Origin of the sequence: Mesorhizobium sp. CA5, assembly GCF_020165105.1 — a bacterium.
Taxonomy (GTDB): Bacteria; Pseudomonadota; Alphaproteobacteria; order Rhizobiales; family Rhizobiaceae; genus Mesorhizobium.
The window spans coordinates 51,448-71,120 of record NZ_JAIUHJ010000027.1; the positions used below are offsets into that span (position 1 = coordinate 51,448).

Here is a 19,673-nt window from a genome sequence, read left to right on the forward strand (position 1 = left end):
GCGTTCTCCAGTTCACCGCTCATTCGATCAATGGCACCGCTCGATCAGACCCGCAAGGCATCACAGCAGGCCCCATCCGGCGATACGGGATCCGGAGATGCCAGCAAAGCTGGATCCCGGGATATCGGGGCCCGCCTGCTTGCCTGGTATGATGCGCATCATCGTGACCTGCCCTGGCGTGTGACGCCAAGCGCGTTTGCGCGAGGCGCAAGGCCCGACCCCTATCGCGTTTGGTTGTCCGAGGTGATGCTGCAACAGACCACGGTCGAGGCGGTAAAAGCCTATTTCCGCAATTTCGTCGAGAAATGGCCGACGGTCGAGGCGCTGGCGGCGGCACCCGCCGAGGACGTGATGAAGGCTTGGGCCGGGCTCGGCTATTACTCAAGGGCGCGCAACCTGAAGGCCTGCGCCGACCTCGTGGCGCTGCGAGGCGGCCGTTTTCCCGACACCGAGGCGGGCCTGCGCGAATTGCCCGGCATTGGTGCCTACACCGCGGCGGCGATCGCGGCGATCGCCTTCGATCGGCCGGCGGCGGTCGTCGACGGCAATGTCGAGCGGGTCGTGGCCCGGCTCTATTCGATCGAGACGCCGCTTAGCGAAGCCAAACCGCAAATCCGCGCCCTGGTGGAAAAGCTGGTCCCGCAAACGCGGCCCGGCGATTTCGCCCAGGCGATGATGGATCTCGGTGCGACGATCTGCACGCCGAAGCGGCCGCGCTGCATGCTGTGCCCGGTGCGCGAGGATTGCAGCGCCATTCTCAGCGGCGATCCGGAACGCTTTCCGGTCCGCCTGCCGAAAGACGACAAGCCGCTGCGCAAGGGTGCCGCCTTCGTCGCCGAGCGCGCCGACGGCGCCATCCTCTTGCGCAAGCGGCCCGACAAAGGCCTGCTCGGCGGCATGACGGAGGTGCCGACCACCGCCTGGACCGCCAGGGTGGATGGCGCGACGACGGCGGATGCCGCGCCTTTTCCCGCCGATTGGCGGCGTGCCGGGCAGATCGGCCACGTCTTCACACATTTCGCGCTCGAGCTCGACATCTTTCATGCCCACGTCAAGCGCGATGCGCCCGACGGGTATTTCTGGTCGCTGGCCCATGAAATTTCCGGGGAAGCGCTGCCCACCGTCATGAAAAAGGTAATCGAGACGGCCATACCGGGCGCGACCAAAAAGCAGCACCCGCATTGAAAGGACCGCAATGACCGAAATCCGCCATATCGTCTTCGACATCGGCAAGGTGCTTATCCATTACGATCCGGACATTCCGTTCAGCCGCCTGATCCCCGATGCCGAGGAGCGGCGGTGGTTCTTCGACAATGTCTGCACGAGCGCCTGGAACATCGAGCAGGATCGCGGGCGGACATGGGAAGAGGCCGAGGCGGCGCTGATCGCCGAGCATCCCGCCCATGCCGAGAACATCCGCAACTTCCGCCGCCACTGGCATGATATGGTGCCGCATGCCTATGACGACAGCGTCGCGCTGCTCGAGGGCCTGATCGATGACGGCCGCGACGTGACCCTGCTCACCAACTGGGCGTCGGACACATTCCGCGAGGCTCGCGCCCGTTTTCCGTTCCTTGAAAAGCCGCGCGGCATCACGGTCTCCGGCGACATCGGCCTGATCAAGCCGGACCGCGCCATCTACGACCATCACGTGGCTTCGTTCGGGCTCGATCCGGCGGCTTCGCTATTCATCGACGACAGCCAGAAGAATGTCGACGGCGCCAAGGCCGCCGGCTGGCAGGCGGTGCTGTTCACCGACGCCGAGACGCTTAAAGCAGACCTTGAACATTTTGGCGTAGCGGCCTGACGCCAATCGGAATGGGAAAACTCGTCCTAACCTTCGATCCGGACTGGCCGATCCTCGACATCGATATCGAGCAGGACCATTTTCAAGGCCATGGTTGCGCGAATTTTCCCACGAGCGGCGTAAGCGAATTTCTTGCTGCGCTGCAGACCTATCCGCTTCAGCGTTCTGAGCTGGCTCTGAGGTCGCCTGGTCTCATAAACATCTCAGTCTTTCCTGCCGATGGGGTCGGCCACCTGTTCGTGCAAGTTGAGGTCGCTGAAGCCGTCGAGGCCCGCAACTTTACACGTGTCCGGCTGAAGATCGACTACGCACGTCTGTCCCGCTTCGCCAACCAGCTTTCGCTGATGACGAAAGGGGATGTAACTGAAATCCTCCTTGAGGAAGATAAAGCCTGAGGCCGCTCTCAGCCCCCTGCCCGCTCCATGCCGAGGCGCGCGATGCGGCGCAGCTCGTCGATCGGGGTCAAGCCGCCGCTGCGCTCATAGTGCCAGAAGGTCCAGCCGTTGCAGGCATCCAGCCCCTGCACCTCGGCGCCGATCTTGTGGATGGAGCCGGCGCTGTCGCCGATGGCCAGCGTGCCGTCGGCGCGCACTTTCGCCGCCCAGCGCTTCTTGGCGTCGTAGAGCGTCGCGCCCGGGGCCACCAGGCCATTGTCGAGCAGGCTGATGAAGGCGACGCGCGGTTCGGCGCGCTTGCCGGACAGCACGGTGAGATCGGCGCTTTCCAGGGGCCGTACCGCGGCGATGCGCTCATTGGCGGCATCGATATAGGCTTGCTCGCGCTCGATGCCGACAAAGTGGCGGCCGAGGCGCTTGGCGACGGCGCCGGTGGTGCCGGAACCGAAGAAGGGATCGAGCACGATGTCGCCCGGCTTGGTCGAGGCCATCATGATGCGGGCAAGCAAGGCCTCCGGCTTCTGCGTCGGATGCAGCTTGTTGCCATTCTCGTCCTTGAGCCGCTCGCCGCCGGTGCAGATCGGGAACAGCCAGTCGGAGCGCATCTGCAGGTCATCGTTCGAGGCCTTCAGCGCTTCGTAGTTGAAGGTGTAGCCCTTGGCCTTCTGGTCTCGCGAGGCCCAGATCATCGTCTCATGCGCGTTCTGGAAGCGGCGGCCGCGGAAATTCGGCATCGGGTTGGTCTTGCGCCAGACGATGTCGTTCAGGATCCAGAAGCCGAGATCCTGCATGCGGGCGCCGACGCGGAAGATGTTGTGATAGGAGCCGATGACCCAGATGGTGCCGCTGGGCTTCAGCACGCGGCGCGCCGCGAGCAGCCAGGCACGTGTGAAGGCGTCATAGGCCTCGAAACTCTCGAACTGGTCCCAGTCATCGTCGACGGCGTCGACCTTGGACTGGTCGGGCCGGTGCAGGTCGCCGTCGAGCTGCAGATTATAGGGCGGGTCGGCGAAGATGATGTCGATCGACTTTTCCGGCAGGCGGTCAAGCGCGGCGACGCAATCGCCTTTCAGGATGGTATCCAGCCATTCGGACCGCTGGGGAGCGTGGGAAAGCTCGTCGAGAAGACGCATGGCAGACATCAAAACACCCAAAGCACGCGTTACGGTTTACTGACCGTTATGGTTACCGATCAGCGTAAACATTCAGTGAAGGCTGCAGAGGCTTGCGCGGTTTGCGAAGAGCGGCCCGTTGGTGTATGCCGCACCGCTTGGGCCAGCCATGCCATGCTCCCCTTCTCAACTTCCGGATTGCCATGCCCCAGCCAGACCTTGTCATCTTCGATTGCGACGGCGTGCTCGTCGATTCCGAAATCATCGCCGCGCGCGTTGATGCCGAGCTTCTGACGTCGGCCGGATTCGAGATTTCGGCCGAGGAGCTTGCCGAGACCTATGCCGGCCTGACCTTCAAGGACATCATGCTGCGGGTCGAGGAGAAGTCGCGGATCCCATTCCAGGCCTCGCTGATCGACCGCGAGGAAGAACTCGTCGACCGCAAGCTGCGCGCAGACGTGCGCATCATCGACGGCGCCCGCGAGGCGGTGGCGGCCGTAACCGCGCCACGCGCCGTCTGCTCCAATTCACGCACCGAGCGGGTCGAATTCGTGCTGGAGAAGGTGCGGCTGCTGCCGTTCTTCGCCGGCCGCATCTTTTCGGGCCTCGATATTCCCAGCAAGAAGACCAAGCCGGCGCCGGACGTGTTCCTCTACGCCGCCGAAAAGCTCGGCGCCAACCCGAAAAACACTTTCGTGATCGAGGATTCCGTGCACGGCATCGCCGGCGCCAGGGCCGCCGGCATGCGTGTCATCGGCTTCACCGGCGCCGGGCACAGCCATCCGGGCCATGCCGATGCGCTGACCGAGGCCGGCGCCGAAACGGTCATCCGGCGCTGGGCGGAGCTCAACAGCACGATCGCGGCGCTGTCGGAGTGGTCGGAAGACGCCTAGAACCCAAGGGATCCGGCTAGCAGCGCGTCGTCAGCGTCGACAGCTGGTCTGTGTCGTAGCGGTTTCGCAGATCGGCGAGCGCTTTCGGATCCGGCGCGCCCTGCGCCGTGAGTTCGGCAAGCTCTTCGAAGTAATGTTCGTGACCGGGCGGAGAGACGGTCATCAGCACGCGCGCCGGCTTCTCGCTGACATTCGTGATGTTGTGCGGCATTCCCGGCGGGATGAACAGAAAGGTGCCGGGCGTTGCCCGAATCGTCCTGTCGCCAACATGCCATTCACATTCGCCCTCGAGCAGATAAAAGGTCTCTTCCTGCACCCGGTGAACGTGCCGCCCGGTGGCGAATTCCGGCGGGATCGTCCAGTCGAACATGCTGGTGTGCCTGGTATTTTCATCGGTAACGAGGAAAGCCATTGGATGGCCACGCAACATGACGCCCTTCTTCTCGTCGGGCATGCGGATGACGGCATCAGCGCTCATTTTATCCTCCTCTGACAGGGCGCTTGATTGCGGCAAGCGTTCGCGCAACATCGGCTGCTCACACCGGAAAGTCGTGAATCCGTTGCCAAAAATTTGCTAAAAGACTCCAATGACAGCCAGGGGCGACGCCTACCAGTTCGGCCCGTTCCGCCTCGATCCTGAGGTGGGCATTCTCTTTTACGGGGCCGAGCCGACCATGCTCGGGCGGCGCGCCGTGGCATTGCTGCGGCTGCTGATCCAGAATGCGGGCCAACCCGTATCGAAGGACGCGCTGATCGACGCCGGCTGGGGCGGATCGGCGGTTGCCGATAACAATCTGACGGTTCAGATTGCAGCCTTGCGCCGGACTCTGGCCGACGCGGCGAATGTCGCGAGTTGGATCGAGACTTTGCCGCGCCGCGGCTATCGCTATGTCGGACCGGCCGTCGCCACCAATGTTCCCGACACCTCGGCCACCACCCGCGCCGCGTCGGCACCGAGCTTGCCTGAGAAGCCCTCGATCGCGGTCCTGCCGTTCTCGAATTTGAGCGGCGACCCGCAGCAGGAGTATTTTGCCGATGGGATGGTGGACGACATCATCACAGGCCTAGCGCGCATCAAATGGCTGTTCGTCATCGCGCGAAACTCGACCTTCAGCTACAAGGGTCGCGCCATCGACGTGAAGCAGGTCGGCCGCGAGCTTGGCGTTCGCTATGTCCTCGAAGGCAGCGTGCGCAAGGCCGGCGGCAGCGTGCGTGTTACCGCGCAGATGATCGATGCATCGACCGGCGCTCATGTCTGGGCCGAGCGCTACGATCGCAGCTCCGACGACATCTTTGCGCTCCAAGACGAGATCGCACTGGCAGCAGTAGGAGCGATTGCGCCAAGCGTGCGGAAAGCCGAAATCGAACGAGTCAAGCGCAAGCGCCCCGACAGTCTCGATGCCTACGATCTCGTGCTGCAGGCCCAGCCTGACGTGGATTCAGGCATGCCGGATCAGGTGACCAGGGCGCTGGTGCTTCTCGAGCGTGCGCTCGCGCTCGAACCGGCCTATGCGCTGGCGCATGGCAATGCCGCGATGTGCCATCATTGCCTGTTCCTTCGCGCCGGCCTGCAAGAGATCAACCGTGCGTCTTCGATCCGCCACGCGCGGTCGGCAATCGTCCACGGGCAGGATGATGCGCTCGCCCTCACATGGGCGGCCTTTTCCATCGGAATGGATGCGCATGATCGCGCCGGCGCATTCGCGGCATTGGAAGCTGCGCTTGCCATCAGCCCGTCATCGGCGCTGACCTACATCCTCGGCAGCGTCATGCTCGGATGGAGCGGTGAAGCAGAGCGCGCGATAGAGTGGAGCGAGCAGGGAATACGGCTGAGCCCGTTCGATTCCTGGGCCTGGGCCGCATTTGACGCGCAGGCGATGAGCCATTTGCTGCGCGGCCGTTACGAAGAGGCTTGCCGTGCTGCCTACAAGTCCGTCCAAGCCAATCCGGCGCACAGCATCACCTATGTGCAATTGGCCGCCGCGCTGGCCAAGCTTGGCCGATTGGACGAAGCGAGGGCGGCCGCCGCCCGCGTGATCGAGCTTCAGCCTGGCTTTCGCTACAGCCGCCAGTTTGCAGGCGTGAATTGCGCGCCCGCGCTCGCGCAGGCTCTTGGCAGCGCATTACGGGCAGCCGGATTACCTGAATAGACGACGAACACGTCTGTTTCGTTTGGCCAGCGAGACGCCGTCGTTGTTTCCTGCCCTTGCTCAGTTCGTCGCCGGAGCGCGCTTCTTCCTCTTGCCTTTCGGCTTGTCCGCCGAAGCGACCGGCGTGTTCTCGTCATAGCCGGCATAGGCCTGGTAGTCGCGCGCGGTCGGCTCCGGCACCACGACATTGCTGTCGACGAAGACGAATTGGGTAGCGGCCGATGGGTCGGTAACCTGCACCTGGTACGGATGCATCTGCGAATAAAGCACCTCGTCGCCATGCTGAACCGCGATGCGGATCGGCATGGTGACGGTGCCGGGCGCGAACATCGGCCCCGGCACGATCTTGCCGGCGACAGCTATCTTCATCGACATCTGGCCGTTGGCGTGGGTGCAATCGCGCGTCACGTCGGTGATCGACGCCTGGTAGATAATCTTCGACGGATCGTGAGCGGGATCGATCGGCTGGCCGTTGGGTCCGGTCTGTGCGGCCGCGGCGGCTGCCTCGGCCTCGGCGTCGGCCGCGGCGTCAACCTTCTTTTTCTTGGGCTTCGCCGTCGTGCCCTTGGCATAGGTGTTGAAATAGGCAGTGCCGTCGCGCAGCGTCACCTTCGGACAATAGGCGCGCAGCTGGCTGGCGAGGATCTTGGGATCCTGCGGCGGCGGCGGCGCGACGGGATCCTTCTTGGTTAGACCAAAGTTAAGAATACCATTGTCGCTCGATTGGCAGCCGGCGGCGGCAAGCATAAAGCCGGTGAGCGCCAGACCCGCGACAAAACGACGGTTGACCGAATAAAACGCCATGAAACTGCACTTCCCTCTCACAAAGCCGGTGACGTATAGCAACCGCGCGGCAAAAATGCGACTGAGCGGGCTCGGAAAATTAACCAATTGCCGTGGATGACGCGACCGGCAGCAACAGGCCTTTGACGATGCAATATGTGAGTACCCGCGGGGATGCGCCCGCGCTTGGATTTTCCGACGCTGTGCTGGCCGGCCTGGCGCGCGACGGCGGGCTCTACGTGCCGCGCGAGTGGCCACAGTTTTCGGCCGCCGACATCCGCGCCATGCGTGGCCTTGCCTATCCGGACCTTGCCATCCGCGTGCTGACGCCGTTCCTCGGCGGCGAGATCGCGGCGCCCGTCTTCGAGCGGCTGGTGCGCGAGGCCTATGCGACTTTCCGGCATGAGGCCGTCTGCCCGCTGGTGCAGACCGGGAAAAACACCTTCATCCTCGAGCTGTTCCACGGCCCGACGCTGGCCTTCAAGGACGTGGCGATGCAGTTGCTGGCGCGGCTGATGGATCATGTGCTTTCGGAACGGGGCAAACGCGCCACCATCGTCGGCGCGACCTCGGGCGACACCGGGGGTGCCGCGATCGATGCGTTCGCCGGCCGCGACCGCACCGACATCTTCATCCTGTTCCCGCACGGCAAGGTATCGCCGGTGCAGCAGCGCCAGATGACGACGTCGAGCGCGGCAAACGTCCATGCGCTGTCGGTCGAAGGCAATTTCGACGACTGCCAGGGCCTGGTTAAGGACATGTTCAACGACCACGCCTTTCGCGACAGGGTGTCGCTGTCGGGTGTGAATTCGATCAACTGGGCCCGCATCATGGCCCAGATCGTCTATTACTTCTCGTCGGCCCTGTCGCTCGGCGCGCCCGACAGGCCGGTCTCCTTCACCGTGCCGACGGGCAATTTCGGCGATATTTTCGCCGGTTACGCCGCCAAGCGCATGGGCCTGCCGATCGAGCGGCTGATTATCGCCACCAACGACAACGACATCCTGGCACGCACGCTGGCGAGCGGCGGATACCGCACCAAGGGCGTGCTCGCCACGACCTCGCCGTCGATGGACATCCAGGTGTCGTCTAATTTCGAGCGGCTGCTGTTCGAGGCCGCAGGCCGCAATGCCGAGACGGTGCGGCGCTATATGAACGGCCTGAAGCAGTCGGGCGCCTTCACCATCGAGGAGGGCGAGCTCAAGCGCATCCGCGCCGAATTCGACGCCGGCCGCGCTAGCGTCGACGAGGTCGCCGCCACCATCCGCGCGACGCTCGAGGCGAGCAACTACCTGCTCGATCCGCATACGGCCGCAGCCGTCCGTGTCGCCGCCACCCAGGACTCCGGCGCGGTGCCCATGGTGGTGCTCGGCACCGCGCATCCGGCGAAATTCCCGGCGGCGGTCGAGGCCGCGAGCGGCATCACCCCTGCCCTGCCCGCATGGCTAGGCGGCTTGATGACAGCCGACGAAAAATACACGATACTTCCATCCGACTTGAAAATGGTGGAAGATTACGTGGACCGCCACTCGCGGGCGGCGCGTTAGGGAGTACTTGCCATATGGGTGTTGAGGTAAGCCGTCTGTCGAACGGCCTGACAGTCGCCACCGAAACCCTTCCAAGCATCGAATCGGTTGCCCTTGGTGTCTGGGTCAAGTCAGGCGCCCGCAACGAGCGCGACGAAGAGCATGGCATGGCCCATCTGCTCGAGCACATGGCGTTCAAGGGCACGAAGCGCCGCAGCGCCTTCGAGATCGCCTCGGAAATCGAGAATGTCGGCGGCGAGATCAACGCCGCCACCAGCGTCGAGACGACCTCCTACTACGCCAGGGTGCTTTCCGACGACGTGCCGCTGGCGGTCGATATCCTGGCCGACATCCTGCAGGAATCCGAATTCGATCCCGACGAGCTGGAGCGCGAGCAGCATGTGATCCTGCAGGAGATCGGCGCCGCGCACGACACGCCCGACGACATCGTCTTCGACCGCTTCACCGAAACGGCTTTCCGTCATCAGACCATCGGCCGCTCGATCCTCGGCACGCCGGAGACGGTCAAATCCTTCACCTCCAAACAGCTGCACAGCTTCATCGAGCGCCAATATGACGCCGAGCGGATGGTCGTCGTGGCCGCCGGCGACGTCAAGCACGACAATTTCGTGCGCGAGGTCGAGAAGCGGCTTGGCGGCTTCCGCGCCAAGGCGGCGGGCAATATCCCGCAATATGCGCAATATGTCGGCGGCGACTTCCGCGAGGACCGCGACCTGATGGATGCGCAGATCGTGCTCGGCTTCGAGGGCCGCGCCTACCATGTGCGCGATTTCTACGCCTCGCAGGTGCTGTCGATGATCCTGGGCGGCGGCATGTCGTCGCGGCTGTTCCAGGAGGTGCGCGAGAAGCGCGGCCTCTGCTACTCGGTCTATGCCTTCCACTGGGGTTTTTCCGACACCGGCATCTTTGGCGTGCATGCCGCCACCGGGCAGAGCGACATCGCCAAGCTGGTGCCGGTGATCATCGGTGAATTGCAGAAGGCCGGCGAGAGCATCCAGCAGGACGAGCTCGACCGGGCGCGGGCGCAATATCGCGCCGGCTTGATCATGTCGGCCGAAAGTCCAGCGAGCCGCGCCTCGCAGATTGCCCGGCAACTGCTGTTGTTCGGACGACCGATCGCCAAAGAGGAATTGATGGAGCGGCTTTCGGCGCTGACCGTCGAGCGGCTGACCGACCTCTCCTCGCGGCTGTTCTCGACCAAGCCGACGCTTACCGCGGTCGGTCCCGTGGGCACGCTGGCGCCCTACGAGGCGATCCTCGAATCGCTTGCGGGCCCGCAGACGACGGCCCGCCGGCTTGCCGTCTGATCTTCGACCAAAACCGTGTTCGCGCTCCCTTTCTTTCGCCGCGACCTGCCGGCACTGAAGGGCGACAAGGTCACGCTGCGCGTGCCCTTGACCAACGATTACCGCGAATGGTCGGCGGTGCGCGGCGAAAGCCGCGCCTTCCTCGAACCCTGGGAGCCGCGCTGGCAGCCGGACGAGCTCGACCGCAATGCCTGGCGCCTGCGCATCAGCCGCTACCGCGAGGATTATGCCCAAGGCACGGCCATCGCCTTCTTCATCTTCGAAAAATCGAGCGGCAAGCTCGCCGGCGGCATCACGCTCGGCAACATCCGCCACGGTGTCGCGCAGAGCGGCCATATCGGCTACTGGATCGGTGAACGCTTCGGCGGCCGCGGCATGATGACCGAGGCGGTCAAGCTGGTGTCGCGCTTCGCCTTCGATACGCTGCGGTTGCACCGGATCGAAGCTGCCTGTATTCCCGAAAATGCCCGGTCGATCCGCGTGCTTGAAAAAGCCGGATTCCGGCGCGAAGGACTTCTGCGATCCTATCTCAGGATCAACGGCATCTGGCAGGATCACTACCTCTACGCCCGGATCGCGGACGATCCGCCGGGCGATGGAACGAAGGGCTGATTGTGACGAATTTTCCGCGATTAGCGTCGCTGTTCGCCCTCATCATGACGGTCGTCACGCTTTTTTCGGCCATGCCGGCTTTTGCCGTCGAGCCGATCAAGATCGCGCGCGACGACAAGGCGCTGGACCTGTCGCGCGCCGTGGAAATCTACCGGAACCAGGGTGAAAATTTCCAGGTCTCGACGGCGCCCGGCCCCGACGGCATCGTGCGGCGCATCGAGGTGGAAGCCAATGACGCTCGCTCGAGCGGCGACTGGGCCGTCTTCGCGCTCGCCAACACCACCGACCAGCAGCTTGACCGGCTGATCGTCGCGCCGCATTTCAGGCTGGTGAATTCCGGCATCTTCTGGCCGGATCTCGGCTCCACGCGCATCGCCGCCATCACGCCCAGCGAGGGCTTCGCGCTCGACCGCCAGACAAGCCCCGACGCCGACGTGTTCCGGGTGACGCTGAACCCCGGAACGGTGGTGACCTTCATCGCCGAGCTCGCCTCGCCGAAACTGCCGCAGGTCTATCTCTGGGAGCCGGATTCCTACAAGGACTCGGTCAATTCCTACACGCTGTTCCGCGGCATCGTCATCGGCATTTCGGGGCTTCTTGCGCTGTTCCTGACGATCCTGTTCGTGGTCAAGGGAACCTCGATGTTCCCGGCGACTGCGGCGCTCGCCTGGGCGGTGCTGGCCTATATCTGCGTCGACTTTGGCTTCCTCAACAAGATCATCGAGATATCGCCCGGCAACGAGCAGATCTGGCGGGCCGGCACGGAGGTGGCCTTGGCCGGAACCTTCGTGGTGTTCCTGTTCGCCTATCTCAACCTCAACCGGTGGCATGGTCATTTCAGCTACGGCGCGCTGGTTTGGATCCTCGGGCTCTTGTTGATCGCGGGGGTGGCCATCGTCGATCCGGCGGTCGCCGCCGGCGTTGCCCGCATCTCGTTCGCCGCCACCGCGCTAACAGGCCTCGGCCTCATCATCTTCCTCGGCATCCGCGGCTATGACCGCGCGATCATGCTGGTGCCGAGCTGGGTGATGGTGCTGCTATGGCTATGCGGATCGTGGATGGCGATCACCGGCATGCTGGACAACGACATCGCCCAGCCGGCGCTGGGCGGCGGGCTGATCCTGATCATCCTCTTGATCGGCTTCACGGTCATGCAGCACGCCTTTGCCGGCGGCGCGCTGCATCAGGGCCTGTTCTCCGACCTGGAGCGGCAGGCGCTCGCCGTCGCCGGCTCGGGCGACATCGTCTGGGATTGGGACGTGCTGCGCGACCGGGTGGTGACCAAGCCGGACATCAGCCTGCAGCTCGGCCTTGCGCCCAACAGCCTTGGGGGTGCGGCCCGCAACTGGCTGCCGGTGCTGCATGCCGACGACCGCGACACGTTCCGCACCACGCTCGACGTGGTGCTGGAGCATAGGCGCGGCAAGGTAGCGCAGAACTTCCGCCTGCGCGGCGCCGACGGCCATTACCATTGGTTCTCGCTGCGCGCCCGCCCGGTGATCGGCTCCGACGGCGAGGTGATCCGCTGCGTCGGCACCATGATCGACGTCACCGAGCAGAAGAAATCCGAGGAAAGGCTGCTGCACGACGCCGTGCATGACAATTTGACCGGCCTGCCGAACCGCGAATTGTTCATGAACCGGCTGGAAGCGATCATCTCGATCGCCCGCACCGAGGAGAAGGTGCGCCCGACGGTCTTCATCATCGATATCGATCGCTTCAAGCAGGTCAATGACGGCCTTGGCATCTCCGCCGGCGACACCATTCTGCTCACCGTCGCGCGCCGGCTGCACCGGCTGCTCAAGCCGAAGGATTCGCTGTCGCGCTTTGCCGGCGACCAGTTCGCGCTGATGCTGCTTTCGGAACAGGACCCGGCCCGCATCGCTGCCATGGCGGACGCCATCAAGCACGCGATCAACAATCCGATCACCTTCGCCAAGCGAGAAATCGTGCTCACCGCATCGATCGGTCTGATCACCTGGACGACGGCGCAGACTTCGGCCGAGGACATGGTCAAGGACGCCGAGCTTGCCATGCACCAGGCCAAGCGTTTCGGCGGCGACAGGATCGAGCCCTTCCGTCCCGCCTTCCGCACCGTCGGCACCGACCGGCTGCAGTTCGAATCCGACCTTCGCCGCGCTATCGAGCGGCGCGAGTTCACGCTTGCCTACCAGCCGATCGTGCGGCTGGAGGATGGCAGCGTCGCCGGCTTCGAGGCGCTGCTGCGCTGGGACCATCCGCGCCGCGGCATGATCCCGCCGGGGGACTTCATTCCGGTCGCCGAGAATTGCGGGCTGATCGTGCAGCTCGGCCTGTTCGCCATGCAGCAGGCGGCCGAGGACCTCGCGACCTGGCAGAAGCAGATCGGCGACGCGCCGCTGTCGGTGTCGGTCAACCTGTCCAGCCGCCAGCTCATCCGCCGCGACCTGGTCAGCGACGTCCGCTCGGTCATCGCGCGCGCCAATCTGAAACCGCGCTGCTTCCGGCTGGAGCTCACCGAGTCCCTGGTGATGGACAATCCCGAGCAGACCGCGCATGTGCTGACCAAGCTGAAGCAGCTCGGCATCGGATTGTCGCTCGACGATTTCGGCACCGGCTATTCCTCGCTCTCCTACCTGACGCGCTTCCCCTTCGACACCATCAAGATCGACAAGAGCTTCGTCGACGACGCCACGCCGAAGCGTGCCGTGCTGCTCAAATCGATGGTCAACATGGCGCATGAGCTGGGGCTTTCGGTCGTGGCGGAAGGCATTTCGGATGAAAGCGACGCGCTGGAGCTGCGCCAGATGGGCTGCGAATATGTGCAGAGCTTCATGTTCGGCGCGCCGATGCCCGGCGACCAGGTGCTGAAGACTCTGAGGGAGCAGTATCCGCTGACCCAGGCTTAGGTTGGCGCGCTTGATGCGGCCGGTCGTTCCAATGGAGTAGCGAGACACTCTGCGATTGGCCGTTACGTCCATCACATCGTCATTCTCGGGCTTCACCCGAGAATCCATTCCGTGACGTTAACGCATTGAAAAGCGTTGCAGAGTTCTGCACCGCTGCACTCTATGCTCGATGTAACGGCATGGATCCTAGGGTCTGCGCGCGTCGCTTCGCTCCTTGCTCCGCCCTAGGATGACGAACGTGCTAAGCGTGCCCGGCGGCGGCGCTCAGATGGGCGAGGTCGATGCCGATCGAGGCAAGGATACGGTCGTATTTGCGCTCGATATCGGTGTCGAAGAGAAGCTCCGGCGTCGCCGGACAGGTGAGCCAGCCATTCTCGGAGATCTCCGTTTCGAGCTGGCCGGCGCCCCAGCCGGAATAGCCGAGCGCCATGAGGGCATGGCGCGGGCCGCGGCCGGTCGAGATGGCGCGCAGGATATCGACGGTTGCCGTCAGGCAGATATCGTCGGAGACGTTGAGCGAGGATTCCACGCGATAGTCGCCCGAATGCAGCACGAAGCCGCGGCTGCGATCGACGGGCCCGCCGTTGCGCACGACGAAATCGCGCGTATGCGCCGGCAGGCGGATCGCTTCCTGCTCGTTCATGATGCCGAGTTGCACAAGCAGGTCCGGAAACAGCATCTGCTGCGTCTGATTGATGATCAGCCCCATCGCGCCCTCGTCGCTATGGGCGCAGATGTAGATGACGGAGCGCGCGAAACGGTCGTCCTTCATGCCAGGCATGGCAATCAGGAACTGATCGTCGAGGAAACCGCGTCCGGCGGCCGACTTCTTGTGGCGCAGCAAGTCCATGGCCTCAGCGTAACGCGTTTCGGCTGCGCCGAAAAGATGGTGCCAGTCCCAGATGTCACGCAAATATGATACCGAGAGAGCGATGAAGTCATTGCGCGGCCAAGAACGGACGGTCAAATCACCGCATGCGATACATGAAATTACTGGTTCTCGGCGTCGTTTTCGGGTGGGCTACAAGCCTACCGGCCGAGGCCTCCTCCTCTAACTGGTACAACAGTGAAGGCGGCAAGGTTCGGCTGGTGACCACCGGCAAGCCCGACCAGGTCGGCAAGATCCACGGCGTGCTCGACATCGCGTTGAAGCCCGGCTGGAAAACCTATTGGCGCGATCCAGGCGACGCCGGCGTGCCGCCGCAACTCGACATATCGGGCAGCACCAATGTCGCCGACGCGCAATTGTCTTTCCCGCCGCCACAGCGGCATGACGACGGCTACGGCAAATGGGCCGGCTACGATCGTCCGGTGTCGCTGCCGGTGACGTTCACGCTGTCTTCGCCAGACCAGCCGGCGACCATCGATGCCAACATCTTCCTCGGCATCTGCGAGACGATCTGCATTCCAGTGCAGACCCGGCTCAGCGTCGATCCCGGGTCCGACCCCGATAACGCGACCGACGCGGCCCTGGTGAAAACCGCACTTGCGACGCTGCCCTCCCCGGCCCGGTCCGATTTCGGCATCAGCGTGCTGTCCAGCGACCATGAGACCCTTGTCGTCCAGGCGCAGTCGCCCGGCGATCCGCAATCCGTCGATCTGTTCATCGCCGGCGAGCGCGACTACATGTTCGGCGCGCCGGTGCGCAGTCAGAAGGATGGCAAGCTCGTCTTCACCGTGCCGATCCTCGACCGGCCATCGGCGACGCCGACCGATGGCGGGCTGTATTACACGCTGACCAGCGCCGAGGGTTCGGTGGACGGGCTGCTGCCTTTCCCTTGATCCAGGGTCTTTCTGAGCCGCAATTCCGGACGGAAAACCGCTGCACACTTTCCTGGAATTGCTCTGAAGAGTTGCCGGAGCCCGCGCAGTCCGATATCGAAGGCATCGATCCTTCCCATCCCCCAAGCGAGGCACCCATGACCATTGCGGTTGGCGAAAAACTGCCCGAAGCGACCTTCAAGACCATGACCGCGGACGGCGCAAAGTCGATCACCGGCGATGAGATCTTCGCCGGCAAGAAAGTCGTGCTGTTCGGCGTTCCCGGCGCCTTCACGCCGACCTGCAGCAACAACCACCTGCCTGGCTATCTGGAGAATCATGATGCCATCCTGGCCCGCGGCGTCGACACGATCGCCGTCGTCTCGGTCAACGACGTGCATGTCATGGGCGCTTGGGCGCGGTTCACCGGCGGCGAAGGCAAGATCCTCTATCTCGCCGACGGCAGCGGCGATTTCGCCAGGTCGGTGGGACTAGACAACGATCTGTCCGGGGCCGGCATGGGCCTGCGCTCGAAGCGCTTCTCAATGATCGTCGACGACGGCAAGGTCGTGGCGCTCAATGTCGAGACCAAGCCGGGCGTCGACGAGAGCGGCGCGGCAAAAATCCTCGAGCAGCTCTAGATCAGGTCAGGTTTCGTTGACCCATGATCTTGTCCGAAAACCAGTTCCACTTTTTGCGTTCGCTGACCTTCGGTTCGGGATCATGCTCTGATGTTTGACACCGTCTGGCGCGCAGTGGCGATCGGCGTCGGCGCCACAGTATTCATGGATGTCTGGGCGATCGTCCTCAACAAGGCGTTCGGCCTGCCATTGCCCAACTGGGGCATGGTCGGACGCTGGGTGCGGCATCTGCCGAAGAGGGTTTTTCACGACGATATCGGCAAGGCGGCACCTTATGCGCATGAAAAGGCGCTCGGCTGGGCATTCCACTACCTCGTTGGCATTCTCTACGGCGTGATCCTTGTCGTGCTCGCCGGCGCGGGCTGGCTGGCGGCGCCGACATTCCTGCCGGCCTTCATCCTCGGCATCGTCACGGTCGGGGCGGGCTGGTTCCTGCTTGCGCCGGGCATGGGCGCCGGCTGGGCGGCGTCCAAGCTTCCCAATCCGATGAAGGTGCGCGCGCTCAACCTCCTGGCGCACACAGTGTTCGCGCTCGGCATGTTCTCGACGGCGCTGCTGATCCGCTGACGATCAAATGCCGCTATGCGGCGCCAGTTCGTCGATGGGGCGCCAGCCGTGCAGGATGCGGCGAGCCTCAATGTCATAGGCGAAGTAATTGCCGCCGCCCGCCGGCTGATCCGCGACACGACTGATTTGGCGGGAATCGAGCAGAAGCAGCAGAAGTGTCCCCACGCCTCCATGGCCAATGAAAGCCAAGTTGCCGGTGAGGCCGGTGCCAAGCACGGCGTCGATTCGTCCATGATGCGCTGCTGTGCGTCTATCGCCCTTTCCCATCCGCGGATACTGTCGTGCGGCCTGGCGAAGAACTCGTCGGCAACCGCTTCGAATTCCGGCGGCGGCAGGAAGCCCGTCGCCGATCGGTCGTTCTCGTGCATCCGCTCTCGCACCTCGACCCCGAGATGAAGGTGCTTCGCCAGGATTTCCGCAGTTTCGACCGCCTTGCGTTCAGCGGACGACACGATGCGCCCTATCGAGCCAACCCAGGGCTGGTCGAGCATCGCAACGGCCCTCGCCCGGCCGACGTCGGACAGCCCCCATTCCGGCACCGGAATGCCGGCGTCGATGCGGACCTGGGGATGGGTGATGTAATAGGCTAAGGGCACGGTGAACCTCCCGCCATTGGCCGGCCTGCCGGCAGGCCTAATAGCTTTGGGTCGAGCGTCGCGCCTTCGCAACCGCCGGCCGCTTCGGCTGCGCTGCGGGCTGCGCCGCCAAAACAGGCTTCACCGGGCCCTTCTTGAACGGTGCCATGCCCTGCCGGGCCAGTTCGTCGGCGCGCTCGTTCTCCGGGTGGCCGGCATGGCCCTTAACCCAGTGCCAAACGACCTTGTGACGCCGGTTGGCCTCGTCGAGCGCCTGCCAGAGCTCGCCATTTTTGACCGGCTTCCTGTCGCCGGTCTTCCAGCCGTTCTTCTTCCAGCCGTGGATCCATTTGGAGATGCCGTCCATGACGTATTTGCTGTCGGTGTAGAGGTCGACCGCGCAAGGCTCCTTCAGCGCGTTGAGCGCCGTAATGGCGGCCAGCAGCTCCATGCGGTTGTTGGTGGTCTCGGCCTCGCCGCCGGACAGCTCTTTGGTGACGCCGTTGTAGCGCAGCACCGCGCCCCAGCCGCCCGGCCCGGGATTGCCCGAGCAGGCGCCGTCGGTGAAGATCTCGATCTGCTTGTTCATGTCAGCCCGTATTCGGATGGCGACTTGATGGCGCGGTGGAAGCGCATGCGGCGGATATATTCGGTCGGATCGCGCTTCATCACCAGCCCGCCATCCGGAATGGTCAGCCAGTCATAGAGGCGGGTCAGCATGAAGCGCAGCGCCGAGCCGCGCGCCAGCATCGGCAGCGCCGCCTTCTCGTCGTCCTGAAGCGGCCGCACCGACTGGTAGCCGGCCAGCAGCGCCGTCCCCTTGGTCAGGTTGAAGGAAAAATCCTTCTCGAAGCACCAGGCGTTGAGGCAGGTGGCGACATCATAGGCGTAGAGGTCGTCGCAGGCGAAATAGAAGTCGATCAGCCCCGAAAGCTTCTCGCCGAGGAAGAAGACGTTGTCCGGGAACAGATCGGCATGGATGATGCCCTTAGGGAGGCCGGTGGGCCAATTGCGCTCGAAATCGGCGAAATCGGCATCGACCTCGGCCGCCAAGCCGGGCTCGACCTCGTCGGCGCGCTCGCGCGAGGCCGCCCAGAGCTTGCGCCAGCCCTCGATCGCCAGCGCATTCGGCCTTCGCATCTGAAAATCCTGGCCGGCGAGATGCAGGCCGGCGAGCGCCTTGCCAACTTCCGCGCAATGCGCGGCCGTCGGCCGCCTGAGCGACAGGCCCTCGAGGAAGGTGATGATGACGGCGGGCCGGCCGGCCAGCATGCCGATGACGGTGCCGTCATGCGCGGTGACCGGCAGCGGGCAGGAAATGCCTTTCCTGGCAAGATGGCCCATCAGGCCGAGAAAGAACGGCAGGTCGGCCTTGTCGACCCGCTTCTCGTAGAGCGTCAGGATGTAGGAGCCGGTCGAGGCGTGGACCAGGAAATTGGAATTCTCGGTGCCTTCGGCGATGCCCTTGTAGGAGAGCAGCTCACCCACCGGATAGGCCTTGAGGAATGCGGTCAGCTCGCCTTCGTTGACGTCGGTGTAGACGGCCATCCGGTTTCACGCCGCTCCGTTGACGAAGGCCATGTCGGCCGCCGTCAGTTCGACATCGCGCAAAACCCGCATCACCGGAAAATCCTCCGTTTCCGTGGCCGTGACGGCCAGATCGATGGTGACGTCGAAGCGTTGCCGGAACGCGTCGATGATCTCGTCGACGATGATTTCCGGCGCCGAGGCGCCGGCCGACAGGCCGAGTGTCCTGATCCCGGCGATCTCATCCCACGGAATTTCGGCGGCGCGCTGCACGAGAAGCGACATTGTCGCGCCGGCGCGCTCCGCCACTTCGACAAGGCGACGCGAATTGGACGAATTGGGAGCGCCAACGATAAGGAAAAGATCGGCGCCGGCCGCTGTCTCCTTCACCGCTTCCTGGCGGTTGGTGGTGGCGTAGCAGATCGATTCGGCCGCGGCCGCATGCAGTTCGGGAAACCGCTCCTGGAGCGCCCGGATGATGCCGGCGGTGTCCTCGACCGACAAGGTCGTCTGGGTGACGAAGCCCAGCGCCGAAGCGTCGACGGGCACGAAACGCGCGGCGTCAGCCTCGGTCTCGATCAGTGTCACCGCGCCTTCCGGCAATTGTCCCATCGTGCCGATCACCTCCGGGTGACCGGCATGGCCGATCAGGAGTACGTGGCGACCGAGACGCTGGTGGCGCATCGCCTGCTTGTGCACCTTGGAGACGAGCGGGCACGTGGCGTCGAGATAGAAGAGATTGCGCGCCTGCGCGTCCGCCGGCACCGATTTCGGCACGCCATGCGCGGAAAAGACCACGGGCGACTGTCGATGCTCCGGCGGAATCTCGGACAGTTCCTCGATGAAGACGGCGCCCAGGCTCTGCAGCCCTTCGACGACGTAGCGGTTGTGCACGATCTCGTGGCGGACATAGACCGGCGCACCGTATTTCTTCAGCGCCAGCACGACGATCTGGATGGCGCGGTCGACACCGGCGCAGAAGCCGCGCGGCTGGCAGAGCCTGATCGTCAGCGGTGGCTTTTTCTGGGTCATGAATGCAAGGCCGATTCAGTCGGAACCAAGAACATGATGCCGAAAGGTGTGAAGCGGTTTTCGGACGACATCATGC

19 protein-coding genes and 1 pseudogene are annotated in these 19,673 nt (G+C 64.0%); 12 read left to right on the forward strand and 8 right to left on the reverse strand.

The features are described 5' to 3' along the window. The first annotated feature begins 30 nt into the window (after positions 1 to 30). The 3 genes from mutY to LB529_RS26195 are packed head-to-tail and all read left to right on the forward strand — an operon-like array spanning position 31 to position 2,202. On the forward strand, positions 31 to 1,185 hold the full coding sequence (gene mutY / locus LB529_RS26185) for an A/G-specific adenine glycosylase (protein WP_224712743.1): 1,155 nt from the start codon (positions 31 to 33) through the stop codon (positions 1,183 to 1,185). A 10-nt stretch (positions 1,186 to 1,195) separates the two neighbouring features. Beyond that, positions 1,196 to 1,807 (forward strand): HAD family hydrolase, encoded by a 612-nt coding sequence (locus LB529_RS26190; protein ID WP_224628566.1) that lies wholly within the window; start codon positions 1,196 to 1,198, stop codon positions 1,805 to 1,807. A gap of 11 nt (positions 1,808 to 1,818) precedes the next feature. After that, positions 1,819 to 2,202, forward strand: a complete 384-nt coding sequence (locus LB529_RS26195; protein ID WP_224712744.1) for a hypothetical protein — start codon at positions 1,819 to 1,821, stop codon at positions 2,200 to 2,202. A gap of 8 nt (positions 2,203 to 2,210) precedes the next feature. On the opposite strand, the gene LB529_RS26200 is transcribed toward LB529_RS26195, so the two are convergent. After that, the gene (locus LB529_RS26200; protein WP_224712745.1) at positions 2,211 to 3,344 is read right to left on the reverse strand and encodes a site-specific DNA-methyltransferase; all 1,134 of its coding nucleotides are present in this window, start codon (positions 3,342 to 3,344) and stop codon (positions 2,211 to 2,213) included. A 173-nt stretch (positions 3,345 to 3,517) separates the two neighbouring features. Between LB529_RS26200 and LB529_RS26205 the strand changes: the two genes are divergently transcribed. Then, positions 3,518 to 4,207 (forward strand): HAD family hydrolase, encoded by a 690-nt coding sequence (locus tag LB529_RS26205; RefSeq protein WP_224712746.1) that lies wholly within the window; start codon positions 3,518 to 3,520, stop codon positions 4,205 to 4,207. Positions 4,208 to 4,223: 16 nt separating this feature from the next. Here the strand turns inward: LB529_RS26205 and LB529_RS26210 are convergent, their stop codons facing one another. Beyond that, positions 4,224 to 4,685: a cupin domain-containing protein gene (locus LB529_RS26210; protein WP_224605950.1), complete on the reverse strand. Its 462-nt coding sequence runs from the start codon at positions 4,683 to 4,685 to the stop codon at positions 4,224 to 4,226. 109 nt (positions 4,686 to 4,794) lie between these two features. On the opposite strand from LB529_RS26210, the gene LB529_RS26215 reads away from it, so the two are divergent. After that, positions 4,795 to 6,357, forward strand: a complete 1,563-nt coding sequence (locus LB529_RS26215; protein WP_224712747.1) for a winged helix-turn-helix domain-containing tetratricopeptide repeat protein — start codon at positions 4,795 to 4,797, stop codon at positions 6,355 to 6,357. Positions 6,358 to 6,417: 60 nt separating this feature from the next. On the opposite strand, the gene LB529_RS26220 is transcribed toward LB529_RS26215, so the two are convergent. After that, positions 6,418 to 7,161, reverse strand: a complete 744-nt coding sequence (locus LB529_RS26220) for a hypothetical protein (protein WP_224712748.1) — start codon at positions 7,159 to 7,161, stop codon at positions 6,418 to 6,420. Between the two features lie 128 nt (positions 7,162 to 7,289). On the opposite strand from LB529_RS26220, the gene thrC reads away from it, so the two are divergent. From thrC to LB529_RS26240, 4 genes are read left to right on the forward strand one after another with little or no spacing between them, the layout of a single operon-like run. Further along, a complete protein-coding gene (thrC, locus tag LB529_RS26225) occupies positions 7,290 to 8,687 on the forward strand; it encodes a threonine synthase (protein WP_224712758.1) in 1,398 nt (465 codons plus the stop codon). A gap of 14 nt (positions 8,688 to 8,701) precedes the next feature. After that, complete coding sequence (locus tag LB529_RS26230; RefSeq protein WP_095766779.1) at positions 8,702 to 9,994, forward strand: M16 family metallopeptidase; 1,293 nt, start codon at positions 8,702 to 8,704, stop codon at positions 9,992 to 9,994. Between the two features lie 15 nt (positions 9,995 to 10,009). Then, complete coding sequence (locus tag LB529_RS26235) at positions 10,010 to 10,606, forward strand: GNAT family N-acetyltransferase (protein WP_140541542.1); 597 nt, start codon at positions 10,010 to 10,012, stop codon at positions 10,604 to 10,606. 2 nt (positions 10,607 to 10,608) lie between these two features. Then, on the forward strand, positions 10,609 to 13,494 hold the full coding sequence (locus tag LB529_RS26240) for an EAL domain-containing protein (RefSeq protein WP_224605069.1): 2,886 nt from the start codon (positions 10,609 to 10,611) through the stop codon (positions 13,492 to 13,494). 241 nt (positions 13,495 to 13,735) lie between these two features. Here LB529_RS26240 and LB529_RS26245 read toward each other — a convergent pair whose 3' ends face one another. Further along, a complete protein-coding gene (locus tag LB529_RS26245; protein ID WP_095767156.1) occupies positions 13,736 to 14,344 on the reverse strand; it encodes a YqgE/AlgH family protein in 609 nt (202 codons plus the stop codon). A gap of 125 nt (positions 14,345 to 14,469) precedes the next feature. On the opposite strand from LB529_RS26245, the gene LB529_RS26250 reads away from it, so the two are divergent. The 3 genes from LB529_RS26250 (at position 14,470) to LB529_RS26260 (ending at position 16,463) form a co-directional block, all read left to right on the forward strand. Beyond that, the gene (locus LB529_RS26250; protein WP_318012582.1) at positions 14,470 to 15,276 is read left to right on the forward strand and encodes a protein-disulfide reductase DsbD domain-containing protein; all 807 of its coding nucleotides are present in this window, start codon (positions 14,470 to 14,472) and stop codon (positions 15,274 to 15,276) included. 137 nt (positions 15,277 to 15,413) lie between these two features. Continuing rightward, on the forward strand, positions 15,414 to 15,896 hold the full coding sequence (locus tag LB529_RS26255) for a peroxiredoxin (protein WP_140847305.1): 483 nt from the start codon (positions 15,414 to 15,416) through the stop codon (positions 15,894 to 15,896). A 90-nt stretch (positions 15,897 to 15,986) separates the two neighbouring features. After that, positions 15,987 to 16,463, forward strand: coding sequence for a DUF2938 domain-containing protein (locus tag LB529_RS26260; protein ID WP_224628551.1), 477 nt, complete (start codon positions 15,987 to 15,989; stop codon positions 16,461 to 16,463). 3 nt (positions 16,464 to 16,466) lie between these two features. Here LB529_RS26260 and LB529_RS26265 read toward each other — a convergent pair. The 4 genes and pseudogenes from LB529_RS26265 to ispH form a co-directional block, all read right to left on the reverse strand. Further along, positions 16,467 to 17,059: pseudogene (locus LB529_RS26265) on the reverse strand (histidine phosphatase family protein). A 37-nt stretch (positions 17,060 to 17,096) separates the two neighbouring features. Then, positions 17,097 to 17,627 carry a ribonuclease HI gene (gene rnhA / locus LB529_RS26270; protein WP_095766771.1) on the reverse strand — a complete coding sequence of 177 codons (531 nt, stop codon included), beginning with the start codon at positions 17,625 to 17,627 and terminating at the stop codon, positions 17,097 to 17,099. Beyond that, positions 17,624 to 18,586, reverse strand: a complete 963-nt coding sequence (locus LB529_RS26275) for a homoserine kinase (protein ID WP_224712750.1) — start codon at positions 18,584 to 18,586, stop codon at positions 17,624 to 17,626. Before LB529_RS26275 ends, rnhA begins: the two co-directional genes overlap by 4 nt. Positions 18,587 to 18,592: 6 nt before the next feature. Further along, on the reverse strand, positions 18,593 to 19,597 hold the full coding sequence (ispH, locus tag LB529_RS26280) for a 4-hydroxy-3-methylbut-2-enyl diphosphate reductase (protein ID WP_140541535.1): 1,005 nt from the start codon (positions 19,595 to 19,597) through the stop codon (positions 18,593 to 18,595). Positions 19,598 to 19,673 lie beyond the last annotated feature (76 nt).